Source organism: Streptomyces sp. 12E, from assembly GCF_055633275.1.
In genome coordinates this window covers 1580283-1598394 of record NZ_JBVNCJ010000001.1, presented here as the reverse complement: position 1 = coordinate 1598394, position 18112 = coordinate 1580283, and the positions used below count along the sequence as shown (strand labels likewise).

At 74.6% G+C, this 18112-nt stretch carries 18 protein-coding genes and 1 pseudogene; 12 read left to right on the top strand and 7 right to left on the bottom strand.

Going from position 1 to position 18112, the window contains the following annotated elements; genetic code table 11:
- Positions 1-348 precede the first annotated feature (348 nt).
- The 6 genes from ACZ8ZB_RS07540 to ACZ8ZB_RS07515 all read left to right on the top strand — a co-directional run bounded on the left by ACZ8ZB_RS07540 (position 349) and on the right by ACZ8ZB_RS07515 (position 5561).
- Positions 349-1236: a segregation and condensation protein A gene (locus tag ACZ8ZB_RS07540; RefSeq protein ID WP_470736918.1), complete on the top strand. Its 888-nt coding sequence runs from the start codon at positions 349-351 to the stop codon at positions 1234-1236.
- On the top strand, positions 1233-1886 hold the full coding sequence (scpB, locus tag ACZ8ZB_RS07535) for an SMC-Scp complex subunit ScpB (protein ID WP_470736917.1): 654 nt from the start codon (positions 1233-1235) through the stop codon (positions 1884-1886). The genes ACZ8ZB_RS07540 and scpB overlap by 4 nt, the downstream gene beginning before the upstream one ends.
- Entirely contained in the window at positions 1886-3001 is a 1116-nt protein-coding gene (locus ACZ8ZB_RS07530) for a pseudouridine synthase (protein WP_470736916.1), read from the top strand. The genes scpB and ACZ8ZB_RS07530 overlap by 1 nt, the downstream gene beginning before the upstream one ends.
- Before the next feature lie 65 nt (positions 3002-3066).
- Positions 3067-3786, top strand: coding sequence for an NUDIX hydrolase (locus ACZ8ZB_RS07525; RefSeq protein ID WP_470736915.1), 720 nt, complete (start codon positions 3067-3069; stop codon positions 3784-3786).
- On the top strand, positions 3783-4805 hold the full coding sequence (locus ACZ8ZB_RS07520; protein ID WP_470736914.1) for an ADP-ribosylglycohydrolase family protein: 1023 nt from the start codon (positions 3783-3785) through the stop codon (positions 4803-4805). Before ACZ8ZB_RS07525 ends, ACZ8ZB_RS07520 begins: the two co-directional genes overlap by 4 nt.
- Positions 4806-4808: 3 nt before the next feature.
- Positions 4809-5561, top strand: a complete 753-nt coding sequence (locus ACZ8ZB_RS07515) for a nucleotidyltransferase domain-containing protein (protein WP_470736913.1) — start codon at positions 4809-4811, stop codon at positions 5559-5561.
- On the opposite strand, the gene ACZ8ZB_RS07510 is transcribed toward ACZ8ZB_RS07515, so the two are convergent.
- Both ACZ8ZB_RS07510 and ACZ8ZB_RS07505 read right to left on the bottom strand, forming a co-directional pair.
- Positions 5487-6230 (bottom strand): nucleotidyltransferase domain-containing protein, encoded by a 744-nt coding sequence (locus ACZ8ZB_RS07510; protein ID WP_470736912.1) that lies wholly within the window; start codon positions 6228-6230, stop codon positions 5487-5489. The two genes, ACZ8ZB_RS07515 and ACZ8ZB_RS07510, sit on opposite strands and share 75 nt — an antisense overlap.
- Before the next feature lie 22 nt (positions 6231-6252).
- Positions 6253-6684: a Rieske (2Fe-2S) protein gene (locus ACZ8ZB_RS07505; RefSeq protein WP_470736911.1), complete on the bottom strand. Its 432-nt coding sequence runs from the start codon at positions 6682-6684 to the stop codon at positions 6253-6255.
- Positions 6685-6877: 193 nt separating this feature from the next.
- Between ACZ8ZB_RS07505 and aroH the strand changes: the two genes are divergently transcribed.
- The 5 genes from aroH (at position 6878) to der (ending at position 11377) form a co-directional block, all read left to right on the top strand.
- Entirely contained in the window at positions 6878-7240 is a 363-nt protein-coding gene (aroH, locus tag ACZ8ZB_RS07500; protein ID WP_470736910.1) for a chorismate mutase, read from the top strand.
- Positions 7237-8322: a prephenate dehydrogenase gene (locus ACZ8ZB_RS07495; protein WP_470736909.1), complete on the top strand. Its 1086-nt coding sequence runs from the start codon at positions 7237-7239 to the stop codon at positions 8320-8322. The genes aroH and ACZ8ZB_RS07495 overlap by 4 nt, the downstream gene beginning before the upstream one ends.
- A gap of 152 nt (positions 8323-8474) precedes the next feature.
- Positions 8475-9161, top strand: coding sequence for a (d)CMP kinase (gene cmk / locus ACZ8ZB_RS07490; protein ID WP_470736908.1), 687 nt, complete (start codon positions 8475-8477; stop codon positions 9159-9161).
- The gene (locus tag ACZ8ZB_RS07485) at positions 9158-9805 is read left to right on the top strand and encodes a lysophospholipid acyltransferase family protein (RefSeq protein WP_470736907.1); all 648 of its coding nucleotides are present in this window, start codon (positions 9158-9160) and stop codon (positions 9803-9805) included. Before cmk ends, ACZ8ZB_RS07485 begins: the two co-directional genes overlap by 4 nt.
- 81 nt (positions 9806-9886) lie before the next feature.
- On the top strand, positions 9887-11377 hold the full coding sequence (der, locus tag ACZ8ZB_RS07480; protein ID WP_470736906.1) for a ribosome biogenesis GTPase Der: 1491 nt from the start codon (positions 9887-9889) through the stop codon (positions 11375-11377).
- A gap of 63 nt (positions 11378-11440) precedes the next feature.
- Here the strand turns inward: der and ACZ8ZB_RS07475 are convergent, their stop codons facing one another.
- Together ACZ8ZB_RS07475 and ACZ8ZB_RS07470 are read right to left on the bottom strand one after the other, a co-directional pair.
- Positions 11441-11845, bottom strand: coding sequence for a hypothetical protein (locus tag ACZ8ZB_RS07475; RefSeq protein ID WP_470736905.1), 405 nt, complete (start codon positions 11843-11845; stop codon positions 11441-11443).
- Positions 11846-11933: 88 nt separating this feature from the next.
- Positions 11934-12716 (bottom strand): hypothetical protein, encoded by a 783-nt coding sequence (locus ACZ8ZB_RS07470; RefSeq protein WP_470736904.1) that lies wholly within the window; start codon positions 12714-12716, stop codon positions 11934-11936.
- Between the two features lie 462 nt (positions 12717-13178).
- Here ACZ8ZB_RS07470 and ACZ8ZB_RS07465 point away from each other — a divergent pair.
- Positions 13179-13773, top strand: a pseudogene (locus tag ACZ8ZB_RS07465) (LysM peptidoglycan-binding domain-containing protein).
- 48 nt (positions 13774-13821) lie between these two features.
- On the opposite strand, the gene ACZ8ZB_RS07460 reads toward ACZ8ZB_RS07465, so the two are convergent.
- From ACZ8ZB_RS07460 to ACZ8ZB_RS07450, 3 genes are read right to left on the bottom strand one after another with little or no spacing between them, the layout of a single operon-like run.
- Positions 13822-14484: an ATP-binding cassette domain-containing protein gene (locus tag ACZ8ZB_RS07460; RefSeq protein WP_470736903.1), complete on the bottom strand. Its 663-nt coding sequence runs from the start codon at positions 14482-14484 to the stop codon at positions 13822-13824.
- Positions 14481-17591, bottom strand: coding sequence for an ABC transporter permease subunit (locus ACZ8ZB_RS07455; RefSeq protein ID WP_470736902.1), 3111 nt, complete (start codon positions 17589-17591; stop codon positions 14481-14483). Before ACZ8ZB_RS07455 ends, ACZ8ZB_RS07460 begins: the two co-directional genes overlap by 4 nt.
- Positions 17592-17601: 10 nt before the next feature.
- Positions 17602-18078: a hypothetical protein gene (locus ACZ8ZB_RS07450; protein ID WP_470736901.1), complete on the bottom strand. Its 477-nt coding sequence runs from the start codon at positions 18076-18078 to the stop codon at positions 17602-17604.
- Positions 18079-18112 lie beyond the last annotated feature (34 nt).

Below are 18112 nucleotides of genomic sequence, written 5' to 3'. Positions count from 1 at the left end.
GCCTCCTCGCCGGTCACGCCCGGGGAACCGGGCGACGAGGCGTCCGCGGAAGTCGCTTCGGCCGCCGGGCCGGGGGCGGCGCCGGAGGACGAGGTCGCGGGGCGGACAGGGCCGGGCCCGGCGGGCGCCGCGCCGCTCGTGTCGCCTGCGGGGGCGGACCGTCCGGTGACACCGCCGAAGGCCCCGGGACGTCCCTCGCCGGCCGGGCCGGCGGGTGCGCCGAAGCACGGGGCCACCGGGTGCGGGGAGGCGGGCCCGGGGGCCGGACCGGTGACCGCGGGGCGCGCGGACGCCGGGAGCCACCCAGGAGAGCCCTCACCAGGAGCGCCACCGGCACGGGCGGCGGTCGTGGGGACCGTCGCGGGCGCGCCGGGACCGGCGGCGGGCGTCACCGGGGACCCGGCCGGGGCGGGCGCCGGTGAGGACGACGGGCGGTTCACGGTTCGGCTGGCGAACTTCGAGGGGCCGTTCGATCTGTTGCTCCAGTTGATCTCGAAGCGCAAGCTGGACGTCACCGAGGTCGCGCTGTCCGAGGTGACCGACGAGTTCATGGCGTACATCCGGGCCATGGGACCCGACTGGGACCTGGACGAGACGACCGAGTTCCTGGTCGTGGCGGCCACACTGCTCGACCTCAAGGCGGCCCGGCTGCTGCCCGCCGCCGAGGTGGAGGACGAGGCCGACCTCGCCCTCCTCGAGGCCCGGGACCTGCTGTTCGCGCGGCTGCTGCAGTACCGCGCGTACAAACGGATCGCCGAGATCTTCAGCCGGCGCCTCGACGACGAGGGCCGCCGCCACCCCCGTACCGTCGGACTCGAACCGCACCACGCCGAGCTGCTGCCCGAGGTCGTCATCGGCATCGGCCCCGGAGGGCTCGCCGGGCTCGCCGTCAAGGCGATGCAGCCCAGGCCCGAGCCGCAGGTGTACGTCGACCACGTCCACGCCCCGCTGGTCAGCGTGCAGGAGCAGGCCGGGATCGTCGTCGCCCGGCTCAGGGAACTCGGCGAGGCGGAGTTCCGGGCCCTCGTCGAGGACACGGACGACACCCTGACCGTCGTGGCCCGCTTCCTCGCCCTGCTGGAGCTGTACCGCGAGAGGGCCGTCGCCCTCGACCAGGAGACCGCGCTCGGCGAGCTGACCGTGCGCTGGACCGGCGGGGACGGGGACGCCGTGCCGACGGTCACCGACGAGTTCGACAGGCCGCCGGAACGGCCCGAGGAGGAGAGGACGCCGTGAGCGAGGAGACGACCGGGACCCCCGCCGGGCCGCGCACCGTCGCGGAGCTCGATCTCGGGCCGGCCCTGGAGGCGGTCCTCATGGTCGTGGACGAACCCGCGACCGAGAAGCACCTGGCGAAGATCCTGGAGCGCCCCGAGCGCCAGGTGGCGGACGCGCTGCGCGAGCTGGCCGACGAGTACACCCGCCAGGGCCGCGGCTTCGAACTGCGCCTCGTCGCGGGCGGCTGGCGCTTCTACACCCGCCCCGAGTACGCCGCCGCCGTCGAGCGCTTCGTCCTGGACGGCCAGCAGGCCCGGCTCACCCAGGCCGCCCTGGAGACCCTCGCGGTCGTCGCCTACCGGCAGCCGGTCAGCCGCAGCCGCGTCTCCGCCGTGCGCGGGGTCAACTGCGACGGCGTGATGCGCACCCTCCTGCAGCGCGGTCTGATCGAGGAGGCGGGCACGGAACCCGAAACAGGTGCGATCCTGTACAGGACGACGAACTACTTCCTGGAGCGGATGGGCCTGCGCGGTCTGGACGAGCTCCCGGAGCTCGCGCCCTTCCTCCCGGAGGCGGAGGCGATCGAGGCCGAGACGCTGGAAGCGGTCCCGTCGTTCGATCCGGACGCCCCGGATTCCGAGGACGCAGACGACAAGACGGAACTTTGATGCGAAGCAGCAGCGGCAGGAACAGCAGCGGAAACAACGGCGGGAGCCGTGGTGGCAACAGCGGCGGCCGCGGCGGGAGCGGCGGTGGCCGCGGTGGTCACCGCGGTGCCGGCAACAACCGCGACGACCGGCAGGGCGGTCGTCCGAAGAAGCCGCGCCCGGAGGAGCGGCGCTACGACGTGGGCCCCGGCGCCACCCAGGAGGGCCCCAAGTCGGGCCGTGGGCCCACGGCCCGCGGAGGCGCCAAGGGCGGGCCGAGGAAGCCCCTGCAGCGGGGGCGCTCGGTCCCGGCCACGTCCCGCGAGTACGAGACGCGGGCCGAGGAGCGCAACCGGGAGCGGTACGCGGGCAAGAAGGACATCAAGCTGCCCAAGACCTTCCCCGGCGCCGAGCAGGAGGGCGAGCGGCTGCAGAAGGTGCTCGCCCGCGCGGGCTACGGCTCCCGGCGCGCCTGCGAGGAGCTGATCGAGCAGGCGCGGGTCGAGGTCAACGGCGAGATCGTGCTCGAGCAGGGCAAGCGGGTCGACCCGGAGAAGGACGAGGTGAAGGTCGACGGCCTGACCGTCGCCACGCAGTCGTACCAGTTCTTCTCGCTGAACAAGCCCGCCGGTGTCGTGTCGACCATGGAGGACCCGGAGGGCCGCCAGTGCCTCGGTGACTACGTCACCAACCGCGAGACCCGCCTCTTCCACGTCGGCCGGCTGGACACCGAGACCGAGGGCGTCATCCTGCTCACCAACCACGGCGAGCTGGCGCACCGGCTGACCCACCCCAAGTACGGCGTGAAGAAGACGTACCTGGCGGCCATCGTGGGGCCGATCCCGCGCGACCTGGGCAAGAGGCTCAAGGACGGCATCCAGCTGGAGGACGGCTACGCCCGTGCGGACCACTTCCGGGTCGTGGAGCAGACCGGCAAGAACTACCTCGTCGAGGTGACCCTGCACGAGGGCCGCAAGCACATCGTGCGCCGCATGCTCGCCGAGGCCGGGTTCCCGGTCGACAAGCTGGTGCGCACCGCCTTCGGGCCGATCACCCTGGGCGACCAGAAGTCGGGCTGGCTGCGCCGGCTGTCCAACACCGAGGTCGGGATGCTGATGCAGGAGGTCGACCTCTAGGGGCTTGTGAGCCCGGCCCGCACCCCCTTTAATAGTCACTGCGACCATTAAAGGGGGTGCGTGTCATGGACGGCTACGACAAGTACGCCTTCGAACCGTTCGCCGTCACCGTCGACCTCGCCGTGTTCACCCTCCGCGCGGGCGCGCTGCACGTGCTGCTCGTCGAGCGCGGCCAGGAGCCGTACGCCGGACGGTGGGCGCTGCCCGGCGGTTTCGTCCAGCCGGACGAGTCCGCCGAGAGCGCCGCGCGGCGCGAACTGGGCGAGGAGACCGGGCTGACGGACGTGTCCGGGCTGCATCTGGAGCAGCTGCGGACCTACAGCGAACCCGACCGCGATCCCCGGATGCGGGTCGTGTCGGTCGCTTTCGCCGCACTGCTGCCCGACGCGCCCGAGGCGCACGGCGGCAGCGACGCGGCGCGGGCCCGCTGGACGCCGTACGACTTTGCGCGGGAGCTCGCCTTCGACCACGGCCGGATCCTGGCCGACGCGCGCGAACGCGTCGGCGCCAAGCTCGAGTACACCTGCCTCGCCACCGCCTTCTGCCCGCCCGAGTTCACCCTCGGAGAGCTGCAACAGGTCTACGAGACCGTGTGGGGCACCTCCCTGGACCGGCCCAACTTCCGGCGCAAGGTGCTCGCCACCCCGGGCTTCGTCGAAGCCGTCCCCGGCGCCGCTCGCCTCACCGGCGGCCGGGGCAAACCCGCCGCGCTCTACCGCGCGGGCACCGCCACCGCCCTCCACCCGCCCCTGCTCCGGCCCACTCCGGAAGGACGTCCCGCATGACCACGACCAGCGTCACCAAGCGCGCCGCGACAGGTGCGCTCACCGGACTCGCCCTGGGGGACGCGCTGGGGTTCCCGACCGAGTTCAACGACGTGCCGTCGATCCTCGCCAAGTGCGGCCCTTGGCGGGAGATGGACCTGCCCAGGCCGGCGATCGTCACCGACGACACGCAGATGACGCTCGCGCTCGGGCGGGGGCTGCGCACGGCCATGGACCGCGGGCTGCTCACCCCGAAGCGGCTGGAGCGGCCGGTGCGCGAGGAGTTCGTGGAGTGGTGGCGGTCGCCCGAGAACAACCGCGCGCCGGGCAACACCTGTCTCAAGGCGTGCCACCTGCTGGCCCGCGAGGACCGGCCCTGGCAGGACGCCAGCCAGATCGGTTCCAAGGGCTGCGGCGCCAACATGCGGGTCGCCCCCATAGGCCTGGTCCCCGGCCTGACCGACGAACAGCGCGCGGGAGCCGCCCAGTTGCAGTCGGCCCTCACCCACGGGCACCCCACCGCGCTCGCCGCCTCCGACCTCACCGCGCACGCCGTGCGACTGCTGGCGGAGGGCGCCGAGCCGGCCGGCCTGATCGGACGCCTGCGCTCCTACGCCTACGAGAACCGCACCCGCTACCACGAGTTCTGGCTCGGCGACCTGTGGACCCGTGCCCAGGACCCCACCCCCGAGCACTTCATCGCGCGCGGCTGGGACGAGTGCCTGGAGATCCTGGAACGCCTCCGGGGCGCCGTGCGCACCGTCTCACCGGAGACCGACCCCTGCCTGGCCACGGGCGAGGGCTGGATCGCCGAGGAGGCCCTGGCGACCGGCCTGCTCTGCTTCCTCCTCTTCGTCGACGAACCCCTCACCGCCCTGCGCCGCGCCGCCTGCACCGCGGGCGACTCCGACTCCATCGCCTGCCTGACCGGCGCCTTCGCCGGCGCGTACCTGGGCGCGGACGCCTGGCCCGCGGACTGGGCCGACCGCATCGAGTACCGGGGCGAGCTGCTGGCGCTGGGCACGCTCTGGGACGCTTGAGCGATGACCGACGCCCTGGACCTCGACCTGAGACCGGTGATCGCCGAGCAGCCCGACCCGGTGCTGTTCGCCACCGTCTCCGGCGCGCACCTGTACGGCTTCCCGTCCCGCGACTCCGACGTGGACCTGCGGGGCGTGCACCTGCTGCCGGCCGCCGACCTCGTCGGGCTGCGCGAGCCGGACGAGACCCGGTCCAGGATGTGGGTCCGGGACGGTGTCGAGATGGACCTGGTCACGCACGACCTGCGCAAGTTCGTCCGCCTGATGCTGCGGCGCAACGGCTACGTCCTGGAGCAGTTGCTGTCCCCGCTCGTCGTGCACACCACCGACGCGCACCGGGAACTGGTCGCGCTCGCCCCCGGCGTCCTCACCAGTCACCACGCCCACCACTACCGGGGTTTCGCGCGGACCCAGTGGCGGCTGTTCGAGAGGACCGGGGAACTCAAGCCGCTGCTCTACACCTTCCGGGTGCTGCTCACCGGCATCCACCTGATGCGCTCCGGCGAGGTGCAGCCCCACCTGCCCACCCTCGCCGCGGAGGTCGACGCCGCCCCGGACCCCCTGCCGGAGCTGATCGCTGCCAAAGCGGAGCGCGAGCACGGGGCCGCGCCCGTCGACCACGCACGCGTGCGGGCCGACGTGGAGCGGCTGCACGGCGTGCTGGACGAGGCGCAGGCGGCGTCAGTGCTGCCCGACGCCCCCACCGCGTACGGCGCCCTGCACGACCTCGTCGTACGGATCCGCCTGGCGGGCTGAGGCGCGGCGGGTGCGGACGAGGAAGTCCTCGACCCGGCGCCGGTCCGGCTCCTCGGGCAGCGGGCTGCGCCGGGCGGCCCGCACGCCCTCCTCCGCCAGCCGGGCCATCCAGGACTCCACCTCGGGCCAGGACACCTCGCCCCGCTTCACCGCGAGCAGCGGCTCGCGGTCCTCGCCCACGTCGATCGTGAGGGCGCCCGTGCGGAGCAGGTCGCGGGCGCTGATCAGCAGGCGGAGCAGGTGCATCGCGTGCTTCCAGCGCGGGGCGCCGTGGGCGCGGACGTCCGCCTCCAGCTTGCGGCGCTGGCCGTGGGCGTAGCGGGTGAAGGTCTCGTGGACCCTGCGGGAGAGGAACGCCCCGCGCAGGGACAGCAGCTCGCGGCCGGTGGTGTCGACGTGCTCCACCAGCGGGGAGTGCAGGCACTCCAGGATGTTGGGGTTGGCGCGCAGGGCCAGCTCGCAGAAGCGTTCCAGCTCCCAGCTGAACTGCTCCTCGGCCGGGCCCTCGATGTGCGTGGGCGGCTTCTCGAAACGCCAGAACAGGGGAGTGGGCGCGAGGAAGACGCCCCGGCGGTCGGTGTCGCTGCCCTCGGTGGCCAGACCGAAGGCGCGCGAGCCCATGACACAGGCGTAGATCGTGTGGTCACCGACCAGGGTCTCGGGGCGCATGTCCGGGAGCGTACGCGGTGGATCACGCCCGGCGGATCGAATCGCCCTCCACCGTGATCCGCTCCTCGGGCAGCGGCCGGGGCGCGGGGCCCCGCTCCACCGAGCCGTCGGTGATCCTGAACCGGCTGCCGTGACAGGCGCAGTTGACGGTGCCGTCCGCGACGTCGGCCACGACGCAGTTCTGGTGGGTGCAGATCGCCGAGAACGCCTTGAAGTCGCCCTCCTCGGGCTGGGTGACCACGATCTTCTCGTCCCCGAGGACCGTGCCCCCGCCCACGGGGACGTCGGCGGTCGAGATCAGCTCCTGCCCGGCGGTGTCCGACGAGGGGCCGTTCCCGCCGTTCCCGCCGTTCCCGCCGTTCCCGCCGTCTTCGCCGTCCGAGCCGCAGCCCGCGGCCAGTGCCGCCGCACCTGTCGCGAGAAGAACCGTTCGGCGCGTCGCACGAGGGGTCATGTCATCACTCCCGGAAGTCGCGGTTCCCGCATCCTGACACCGAATGAGCCGGACAAGAAGCACATCACGGAAAAGCCTCACCAAAGGCGTGCATCACCCATCTCAGCGGGCGGGCGTCCGGCGCCGCCCCCGCGCGGGCTGACTACGCTGGACGACCGAACAGCACACACGCACGTCAGCAAGGAGCATCGTCGTGGCGGTACGCGCGGTCCGGGGGGCCGTCCAGTTGGAGCGGGACGAGGCCGGTCACATGGAAGAGCGGGTCGGCGCGCTGCTCACCGCGGTCCTGGAGCGCAACGGCCTGCACACCGACGAGCTGATCAGCCTCTGGTTCACGGCCACGCCCGACCTGCACAGCGACTTCCCGGCCGCCGCCGCCCGCAGGATCGGCCTGGTCGACGTCCCCCTGCTCTGCGCCCAGGAGCTGGACGTCGAGGGCGCCATGCCCCGCGTCGTCCGGGTCCTCGCGCACATCGAGTCCGACAAGCCCCGCGCCGACGTCGCGCACGTCTACCTCGGCGCCGCGGCGGCCCTGCGCAAGGACATCGCCCAGTGAGAACCGCGCTCGTCATCGGCACCGGACTGATCGGCACGTCCGCCGCGCTCGCCCTGTCCGGGCGGGGCGTCGTCGTCCACCTCGCCGACCACGACCCGGAGCAGGCCCGTACGGCCGCCGCGCTGGGCGCCGGCACGGACGAGGCGCCCGACGGGCCGGTCGACCTGGCCATCGTCGCCGCCCCGCCCGCCCATGTGGCCGACGTGCTCGCCGACGCGATGCGGCGCGGTGCGGCACGCGGCTACATCGACGTGGCCAGCGTCAAGGGCGGACCGCGCCGCGAGCTCCAGGAGCGCGGGCTCGACCTGACCCCGTACATCGGCACCCACCCGATGTCCGGCCGCGAGCGGTCCGGCCCGCTGGCCGCCACCGGGGACCTCTTCGAGGGACGCCCCTGGGTGCTGACCCCGACCCGGGACACCGACACCGAGGTGCTGAACCTCGCCCTGGAGCTGGTCTCGCACTGCAGGGCCGTGCCCGTCGTCATGGACGCCGACGCCCACGACCGGGCCGTGGCCCTCGTCTCCCACATGCCCCACCTGGTGTCCAGCATGGTCGCCGCACGCCTGGAGCACGCCGAGGAGGCCGCCGTACGGCTGTGCGGGCAGGGCATCCGGGACGTGACCCGGATCGCCGCCTCCGACCCCCGGATGTGGATCGACATCCTCTCCGCGAACCCGGGGCCGGTCGCCGACCTGCTCACGGACGTCGCCGCCGACCTGGAGGAGACCGTGCGCGCCCTGCGCGCGCTGCAGTCCCCCGACGAGGACGAGCGCCGCAAGGGCAGCACCGGCATCGCGGACGTGCTGCGCCGCGGCAACGCCGGCCAGGTCCGCGTCCCCGGCAAGCACGGCTCCGCGCCGCGCGTCTACGAGACCGTGACGGTGCTCATCGACGACCAGCCCGGCCAGCTGGCCCGTATCTTCGCGGACGCCGAGCGCGCCGGCGTCAACGTCGAGGACGTCCGCATCGAGCACGCCACCGGACAGCAGGCCGGTCTGGTCCAGCTCGTGGTGGAGCCCAAGGCCGCCCCGGTCCTCATCGCGGGGCTGCGGGAGCGGGGCTGGGCGATCCGGCAGTGACGGCCCGGGGCGGGGAAGGACCGGGGGCGCCCCTTCCCCCGAGGGGCCGGATCGTCCGCTTGTCGGAAGGGTTCCGGGGGGCCGGTAACCTGGTGCGGGGCGTGTCCGCGTCCCGCACACACCACTCCACCGCACCAGGAAGGTGTTCCCCCGTGGAAAACGGCGCCGCCCAGCCCGTGATTGTCGCCATCGACGGCCCCTCCGGCACGGGCAAGTCGAGCACGTCGAAAGCCGTGGCGGCGCAGCTCGGCCTGAGCTACCTGGACACCGGCGCCCAGTACCGGGCGATCACCTGGTGGATGGTGACCAACGGCATCGACATAGACGACCCGTCCGCGATCGCCGCCGTCGCCGGGAAGCCCGAGATCGCCTCCGGTACGGACCCCCGGAACCCGACGATCACCGTCGACGGCGTCGACGTGGCCGGACCGATCCGCGGGCAGGACGTCACCGCCAAGGTCAGCGCGGTCTCCGCGGTCCCCGACGTGCGGACCCGGATCACCGAGCTGCAGCGGTCCATCGCGGCCTCCGCCGCCGACGGCATCGTCGTCGAGGGCCGTGACATCGGCACCACCGTGCTGCCCGACGCCGACCTGAAGATCTTCCTCACCGCCAGCGCGGAGGCCCGTGCCGCCCGCCGCAGCGGCGAGCTCAAGGGCGTCGACCTGAACACCACCCGCGAGGCCCTGATCAAGCGGGACGCGGCCGACGCCGGCCGCAAGACCTCCCCGCTGGCCAAGGCCGGCGACGCGGTCGAGGTGGACACCACCGACCTCACGCTCCAGCAGGTCATCGAGTGTGTCGTCACCCTCGTCGAGGAGAAGCGGGCCGGGAAGTGACCGGCGTCCCGTCGGCGCGGAGCGCCGAGGTCGGCCGGCGCATCGGCGTCGGCCTGATGTACGGGCTGTTCAAGCCGCGCGTGCTGGGCGCCTGGCGGGTGCCCGCGGCCGGCCCGGTGATCTTCGCGGTGAACCACTCCCACAACATCGACGGGCCCATGGTGATGGGCGTGGCACCCCGGCCGACGCACTTCCTGATCAAGAAGGAGGCGTTCGTCGGTCCGCTCGACCCGTTCCTGACCGGCATCGGCCAGCTGAAGGTGGACCGGCACAGCACCGACCGCACGGCGATCTCCCGGGCGCTGGGCGTGCTGGAACAGGGCGGAGTCCTCGGCATCTTCCCCGAGGGCACACGGGGCGAGGGCGACTTCGCCGCGCTCCGCGCGGGACTCGCGTACTTCGCCGTGCGCAGCGGCGCGCCGATCGTTCCGGTGGCCGTGCTGGGAAGTTCCGGGCGGTCCGGACGGTTGATGAAGGCGCTGCCCCCGCTGCGTTCCCGCGTCGACGTCGTCTTCGGCAACCCCTTCGACGCGGGCGACGGCAGCGGCAGACGTACGCGCAAGGCGCTGGACGAGGCGACCGAACGCATCCAGAAGCAGCTCACCGCGCACCTGGAAAACGCCAGGCGCCTCACCGGGCGCTAGGCGACACTTGAGTAGTGGATCAGCCTCGCGCATGGGGGGCGTTCCACCGATCACCACGATGAACGCAGAGGTACGGACTTCATGAACGACCACATCCAGCCCGACGGCTCGGACGCGTACGAGGGTGCGTACGAGCACGACCACGGGGCACTGGGCGATGCCGAGTTCGCGGAGTTCATGGAGCTCGCCGCGGAGGAGGGCTTCGACCTCGAGGACGTCGAGGGCGCCATCGAGGCGGCGGGCCACGGCCCGCTGCCCGTGCTCGCCGTCGTCGGCCGTCCCAATGTCGGCAAGTCGACTCTGGTGAACCGCATCATCGGCCGCCGTGAGGCGGTCGTCGAGGACAAGCCGGGCGTCACCCGCGACCGCGTCACCTACGAGGCCGAGTGGGCGGGCCGCCGCTTCAAGGTCGTCGACACCGGCGGCTGGGAGCAGGACGTCCTCGGCATCGACGCCTCCGTGGCCGCCCAGGCCGAGTACGCCATCGAGGCCGCCGACGCGGTGGTCTTCGTCGTGGACGCCAAGGTCGGCGCGACCGACACCGACGAGGCCGTCGTCCGGCTGCTGCGCAAGGCCGGCAAGCCGGTCGTGCTGTGTGCCAACAAGGTGGACGGCCCGAGCGGCGAGGCCGACGCCGCGTACCTGTGGTCCCTGGGCCTGGGGGAGCCGTACCCGGTCTCCGCCCTGCACGGCCGTGGCACCGGCGACATGCTGGACCAGGTCCTGGAGGTGCTGCCGCAGGCCCCGGCGCAGACCTTCGGCACCGCCGTCGGCGGCCCGCGCCGGGTCGCCCTGATCGGCAGGCCCAACGTCGGCAAGTCCTCGCTGCTGAACAAGGTCGCGGGCGAGGACCGGGTCGTCGTCAACGAACTCGCCGGCACCACCCGTGACCCGGTCGACGAGATGATCGAACTCGGCGGCAAGACCTGGAAGTTCGTCGACACGGCGGGCATCCGCAAGCGCGTCCACCTCCAGCAGGGCGCCGACTACTACGCCTCGCTGCGCACCGCCGCCGCCGTCGAGAAGGCGGAGGTGGCCGTCGTCCTCATCGACGCCGCCGACTCCATCTCGGTGCAGGACCAGCGGATCGTCACCATGGCCGTGGAGGCGGGCCGCGCCCTCGTCCTCGCGTTCAACAAGTGGGACACCCTCGACGAGGAGCGCCGCTACTACCTGGAGCGGGAGATCGAGACCGAGCTCGGCCAGGTGGCGTGGGCGCCCCGGGTGAACGTCTCGGCGCGCACCGGCCGGCACATGGAGAAGCTGGTCCCGGCCATCGAGACGGCCCTGGCGGGCTGGGAGACCCGGGTCCCGACGGGCAGGCTGAACGCCTTCCTCGGCGAGCTGGTCGCCGCCCACCCGCACCCCGTGCGGGGCGGCAAGCAGCCGCGCATCCTGTTCGGCACGCAGGCGGGCACCAAGCCGCCGCGGTTCGTGCTGTTCGCCTCCGGCTTCATCGAGGCGGGTTACCGGCGCTTCATCGAGCGGCGGCTGCGCGAGGAGTTCGGCTTCGAGGGGACGCCGATCCACATCTCCGTGCGGGTGCGGGAGAAGCGCGGCAAGAAGAAGTAGCCGACGGCAGGCGCGGCGAAGGGGCGGCCCCCGCCGGGGGCCGCCCCTTCGCCGCGCCTCGGGTCAGGCGCCTCTGCGCGGGGTCGGCGGCAGTCCGGCGGGCACGTGGTGCATCCCGGAGGGGGGCCGGCCGACCGTGCCGACCCGCTGCCACTGCGGCCCGGCGCCCTGGCGGCCGCTGCCCGCCCCCGCGCCGTGGGCGCCGCTCGCGAGGGAGGCGCCGAACGTGCTCGGGCCCTCGTCGCCGTACGGGCCCGTACGGCGCGGGATGTTCCCGAAGGCGGTGAAGCCCAGCTCCTCCTCGCCGCTGCGGTCACCCGGCAGTGAGCGGAAGGACTTGACGTACTCGGTGTAGAGGGCGTCGTAGATCGGCGTGGCCGAGAGGCCGCTCCGGGAGACCTGCGCCGGGCGCACGGGTGCGGGGACCGAGGCGAGGGACTGGCGGCGGGGAACGTCGTATGCGTGCACGTATGTCCAAACGACCTCGTGCCGTCAGGGATGCGGCCCTTTTGCGGCATTCGCCGGAAGCGCTCCGGCCGGGCGCCGACGGGGTCGGTCAGAGGCCGGCGAGGGGCAGCGCGGCGGCGACGAGCTTGCCGTTCGCCGCCGCCTTGTCCAGCGCGTCGCGCAGCAGGTCCTCGCGCGGCTGGCGGCCGATCGAGCCGACCGGGGCCGCGAACATCAGCACCCGCTGGTGCTTGTTGGCGGCCGACCGCCAGCCGTCGGTGACCTGGAGCGGCTGGTGCGCCTGCCACCAGGCCACCGGACGGCCGCCGGCCGGGTCCGGCTGGAGTACGGCGTGCAGCTGGCCCGCGGCGAGCAGCACCGACCAGCCGTGCAGCGCCGGCGGCAGGGCCGACAACTCGGCCAGGGGCATGAAGCCCTGTTCGATGAGGAGCGGCAGGAAGTCGTCGCCGGGCCCGGACGAACCGGGCCGCGCGACCGGCGCGGTCGGTTCCACGACCAGCGCCGGGTGCAACTCCCCGGAGATCAGGACCAGTCCGCTGGTCACTCCGAGCACGGCCTGTGCGGGGGCGGCCTGCGCGGACGCCGGTTCCCCGGTGTCGCCGCCGATGGCCCGCACGGCCCCCTGGAGCTGTTCCTCGGTGACCTGGACGACCTGCGAGGGCAGGCAGCCGGCGTGGGCGAAGGCGAGGACTGCGGTCTCGTCCCCGACGAACAGGACGGTGCTGGTGCGCTCCTGCTCGGGGTCGCCCGGGGTGCGGCAGGAGGTGCAGTCGTAACTGCCCGGGGCGGACTCTCCGGCGAGCAGGCGGGCTGCTTCTTCGTCGCCGATCTCGGCGCGTACCTCGTCGCTGACGTCGAGCATGCGCGGCACGGGTGGCTCCCTCGGGATGCGGTGCGTGGCGAGGCCGGGTGGCTCCCGGCCCGTGGTCCGGGCGGGTCCCCGGCTCATGAAGAAGACAACGGGCGATCTGTGGCGGTAGTCACGCCCCGGGGCGAACGGAATCGAACCATCCAGCGCGCACGGTCACACCCGGCGCGAAATCGGCCACTCTCCGCCAACTGCCCCTTGATGTGCTGCCGTTGGGGAGGTGAGGTGACTCGCAGGGCACCCTGTCCCATGGTCGACAAATCAGGAAATCAGGGAATGAAGTGGGTGTCCTGAAATCGCCGCTACCCGAGGTAAGCGGTAACTGGCCTGGCACGACTGGGCGTTGGTTGATCCAGGCACCGGGGGCTCCTTGCATTCCTTCGCCGTGTGCAGCGAGCACCGCTCGGGTACGTCCGCCGGCCGCACCACGGACAGCACCACCGCACGACCCGTACGACGGCCCTCCTGGCCGGCGCGGCACTGCTCGCGCCCCTCGGACTGCTCGCCGCGACCGGGAACGCCACGGTGGCGGACGACGGTGTGCGGGACCGCATCGCACAGTGCGAGAGCGGCGGCGACCGGCACGTCGACACCGGCAACGGCTCCTACGGCGGACTCCAGTCTCCGCCGCGACCTGGCGCGCCTACGGCGGCACGGCCTGCGCGCCGACGGCCGACCGGGCCGCCGTGTCCCAGCAGGTCGCGGTCGCCACGAAGGTGCAGCGCGCCCAGAGCTGGGGCGCCTGGCCGACCTGCTCGGCACGCGCGGGGGCGTCCGGGAGCGCGCCCGCCGCGGACCCGGTGACCACGCGGCGAACCCCGTCGAAGCGGTCGGGACCCTCGAAGCGGTCGGAACCGTCGGAGCCGGCCAGGACCCCGACACCCTCCGGGCACACGGACCGGAGCGCCTCCCGCGGCGGTCACGCCGTCCGCGCGGGCGACACGCTGAGCGGGATCGCCGCGGGTGCGGCACGAGCCGGCAGCGCCTGTACGAGGCCAACAGGTCCGCCATCGGCGGGGACCCCGACGTGGTCGTGCCCGGACAGCGCCTCGACGTCTGAGCCGCCCCCCTCGCCCGGGACGCGGCGCCCCGTCCGGCCGGCTGGGGCCTATGACCACCGCGCGGAGGCGGACCGGCCGAGTTCGCCGGCCTCCCCGGCGAACACCACCGCGCCCCGGCGCAGTACGTACACGAAGGCGGGCCGGCCGCGCAGGGCGGGCGGCAGCCGCTGCTCGGCGACGACCACGCACGCGTCGAGCGCGGCCAGCAGCGCGTAGGTGCGGGCCGCGACCGCGGGCGACATGCCCTGGGCGGGCTCGTCGGCGAGCACCACGCGCACGCCTGCCCGAAAGGCCCGGCAGAGGGCCAGCATCCGCTGCTCGCCCCCGGAGAGCGTGCCGGCCCGGCGCTCCAGCAGCGGACGCAGCCGCGGGTAGGCGTCGAGGGCGCGAGCGGAGCCGGGGGCGGTGAGGGCGAGGTTCTCCCGCACCGTGAGGGAACCGAACACGGCCCGCCGCTCCGGCACCAGGCACAGCCCGCGCCGGGCCCGCTCGTACGCCGGCACGCCGGTCACGTCCAGCCCGTCCCACACCACGGCCCCGCCGGACAGCGGCACGTCGCCGGCCAGCGCGCGCAGGGCGGTCGTCCGGCCGGAGCCGTTGCGGCCCAGCAGCACGGTGAGACCCGGGCCGGGCGCGACGAGGGTGACGCCGTGCAGGGCCTCGAGGGGGCCGTGCCGCACACGCGCGTGGCGCAGGGCGATGGTGGTCACGGTCCTGTCGCCTCCCCGAGGGCGCCCAGGACGCTCCAGGGAGGTCCGGAGGCGACGATCCGGCCCGCCGTCATCACGTGCACGACGTCGGCGAGGCCGGCGACCAGGTCGAGATCGTGCTCCACGACCAGGAGCGCCGTGCCGTCGGCGGCCAGCGCCCCCAGGATCCGGGCCAGCGCGGTGACCTCGGCGCCGTCGAGACCGGCGGCGGGTTCGTCGAGCAGCAGCACGCGCGGGGCGGTGGCGAGGGCCCGCGCGAGCTCCACCCGGCGCAGCGTCCCGGTGGGCAGCCCGGCGGCGGGCCGCGCCCTCATCGGCCCGTCGAGCCCGAGGAGCCGCAGCGTCCGCTCCACCGTGCCGGGACCGGGCAGCCGGCCCTGCTCGGCGCCGACGCGCACGTTCTCGGCGACGGTCAGCGTCGGGAAGACCGCCGGTTGCTGGAACGTCCGCGCGATCCCGAGCCGGGTGCGGGTGTGCGCGGGCAGCCGCGTGATGTCCCGCCCGTCGAGCGAGACCGACCCCCGCGCGGGACGCAGGGTCCCCGCCAGACAGTGGAACAGCGTGCTCTTCCCGGCCCCGTTGGGCCCGACCACAGCGGCCACCCGCCCGGCGGGGACATCCAGGTCCACCCCGTCCAGCGCGGTGAACCCGCCGTAACGGACCCGCAGACCGCGGGCGGCGAGCACCGGGGGGACCGGGACCGGCGCGGAGACCCCCGTGTACCGAGGCCCCGCCGGGCGGCGCGCCGGGGCGGCCGGCTCCCGGACCCGCCCGGGGGACGGTCCCCCCGGCATCGCGGGGCAGCCGGCCCGCCCCCGCGCCCCACGGCCGGCCGGCCCGTCACCCGACGATCCCCCGGCCGCCGGTCCGCCCCCGGGCGGGCGCCCCGGCGGCCGCCCGGGGGCGCGCTCGTCCTCGGCGGCTGCCCGGTCCGTGCGGTCCTGGCGCTGCGGGGGTCCGTGGTCCGGCGAGTCCTCGGCCGTGGGTTCCTCCTCGTGGGGGCGGCCCGGCGGCTGTCCGGTGCCTCCCCGGTCCGCGGCGGGTCGGCGCGGTGGCGCCGTCCGTGGGCCGTCGGTGGCTTCGGGGCGGTCGGCGGCCGCCGGGCCCGGCCTGCCGGTCCGGATGCCGGAGGCGGCACGTCGCGGCGCCCCGCTCCGGGAACCGCCGCCGTGTCCGCCCGGTCCACCGGCCCGGGTGTCCGGTCGTGGCCCGGTGCTCGTCGACGTCGCGCCCGCCGGGGCCCCGGGCGGCCCCGGCGGGCCCAGGCGGGCGCGGAGGCGTGCGGCCGAGGGCGTCGGCGCCGGGCGGGGCCGGGCGCGGAGTCGGTCCGCCGCGTCGCGCAGGGCCTCGCGGGGGCCGTCCGGGAAGCGGCCGGACAGGACCGCCAGGACGCCGATCACCGCCGCTGCCACACCCCCGCGCGTGCCCGCGTCCAGGCCGACCAGGAGGGCCGCGGCGAGCAGGGCGCCCAGGGCGCTGTCGGCGCCCAGGACCACCACCGCGGCGAACCACAGCAGACCCCGTACGGGGTCGTACGCGGCCGGGTCGAAGGCGCGCAGCCCCATGCCGAGCATGCCCCCGCCGAGCGCGGCCAGCGCGGCGCCGGAGACGAACGCGAGGAGTTTCAGCGACGGCACGCGCACGCCCGCCGCCCGCGCCCCCGCCTCGTGGTCCCCCATCGCCGCCAGGGCGCGGCCCGTGCGGCCCCGGCGCAGCGCCCGGGCCGCGAGAAGCGCGCACGCCAGGAGGACCAGCTCCAGGACGTAGTACTCCCGGTCGCCCTCGAAGCCCGCCGGGCGGCCCAGGGACAGTCCGGACCTGGCGTACGGCTGGTCGAAGACGAAACGGCTCACCCCGACGCCCACCGCGAACGTCGCCAGTGCCAGGGCGAGCCCCCGGCGGCCGATCGCCGGCCAGCCGGTCAGCAGGCCCAGCGGAGCGACCAGGACGACCGCCACCGCGAGCGCGGCCAGCTCCGGCAGCCGGGGCAGGCCGGGGAAGCGGCCGGCGGCCAGCAGCGCCGTGAAGAGGGCGCCCAGACCCGCGTACGCCGCCTGCCCGAGCGAGATCTGTCCGCCCCGGCCGGTGACCACCACCAGCGACAGCAGCACCACACCCAGCGCCGGCACCTGCACCGCCGTGTGCAGATCGCGCCCGGCGAAGCCCAGCGGCAGCAGGAACAGCACCCCGGCCACGATCCACGCGCCCGGCGGAGCGGGCGCCCGCGCGACGGCGGGGCGCGGGAGCGCGTCACGCGCGCCGATCCCGGGCAGCACCAGGGCGGCGACCAGCAGCGCCACGACGAAGAGGTTGGCGCCGACCGCCTGCAGCAACGGCTCGCCCCACCCGGGCGGGTGCAGCCGCGTCAGCTGACTCTGCGCCACCCCGATGCCGAGCGCGACGCCCACCGCCACCGCCGGACCGCGCATCCGCGCGGCGACCGCGACCGCCACCACCTCCATCACGAGCAGCGGCAGACCGTACGGGTCGAGCCGCACGTACGGCGCCAGCAGCACGCCGGTCAGACCGGCCGTGAACGAGCCGAACGCCCAGCCCGCCGCCGCCACCCGGTCCGCGTCCACACCGGCGAGCACGGCCAGCCGGCGGTCGTCCACGACGGCCCGCGCCTCCCGCCCGAACCGCGTCCGGCGGACCACCGCCCCCACCCCGACGGCCAGCACCGCCACCACCGCCAGCTGTCCCCACGGCTCCGCCGGGACCAGCACCGGCGCGTCGTCCCGCGCCCCCTGCCCCCACAGCAGCGCCGCCCCGCCCACCAGCAGCACGAACACCCCGATGGACGCCACCAGCGTCCGCGCCGGATCGCCGCCCCCCACGGACAGCGGCCGGAACACGAGCCGCTCCAGCGCCACCCCGATCCCCGGCGCCACCACCAGCAGCGTCAGCGCGGCGGCCCACCACAGCGGCCAGCCCCGGTCGACCACCAGGCCGCGCAGCACATAGGCGCACACCATCGCGGTCGCGCCGTGCGCGAAGTTCAGCACCCCGGTCGTCCGGTACGTCACGATCAGGCCGATCCCGGTGAGCGCCGCCGCGGCACCCACCGACAGACCGGCCAGCGTGAGGTCGTACGTCAGCGAGGACATCGGCGAGGCTTCAGCCGGTCTCTTCTGCGGGTTCGCAGACCGGACAGGGCCCCAGCTCACCGCTCGCGACCAGCCTCCCGTCCACCGGGACCGCCTCCGCCTTCCCCGCGACCAGCGGACAGTCCGCGCGGTGCCAGAGTGTCCCGCCCGGCACCATCAGCGTCTCCCCGCTGACCGCCACCGGTCCGCCGACCGGCCGGCCCGACTCGTCGGCGTCGGTCGGCTCGGCGGCGACCAGCAGGCCGTACAGCTCCTCCACGCGCGTGGCGGCGACCGTGTTCCGTCCGTGGGCGAGCAGTACCGCCCCGGCGACGATCAGCGCGGCTCCGGGGAGGCTGCAGGAGGCCAGATAGGGCAGCTGCCGTTCGGCGTGGCGCTCGCCCGAGACGCCGTACCAGCCGATGACGCACAGCACCGCGCCGGCGGCGAGCACGGCCCAGCCCGCCCGGAGGACGAGGTGCGCGATCCGCAGTCGGGCTGTCCGCATGGTTTGCACTATGCCCCCTGGGGGCCGACCCTGA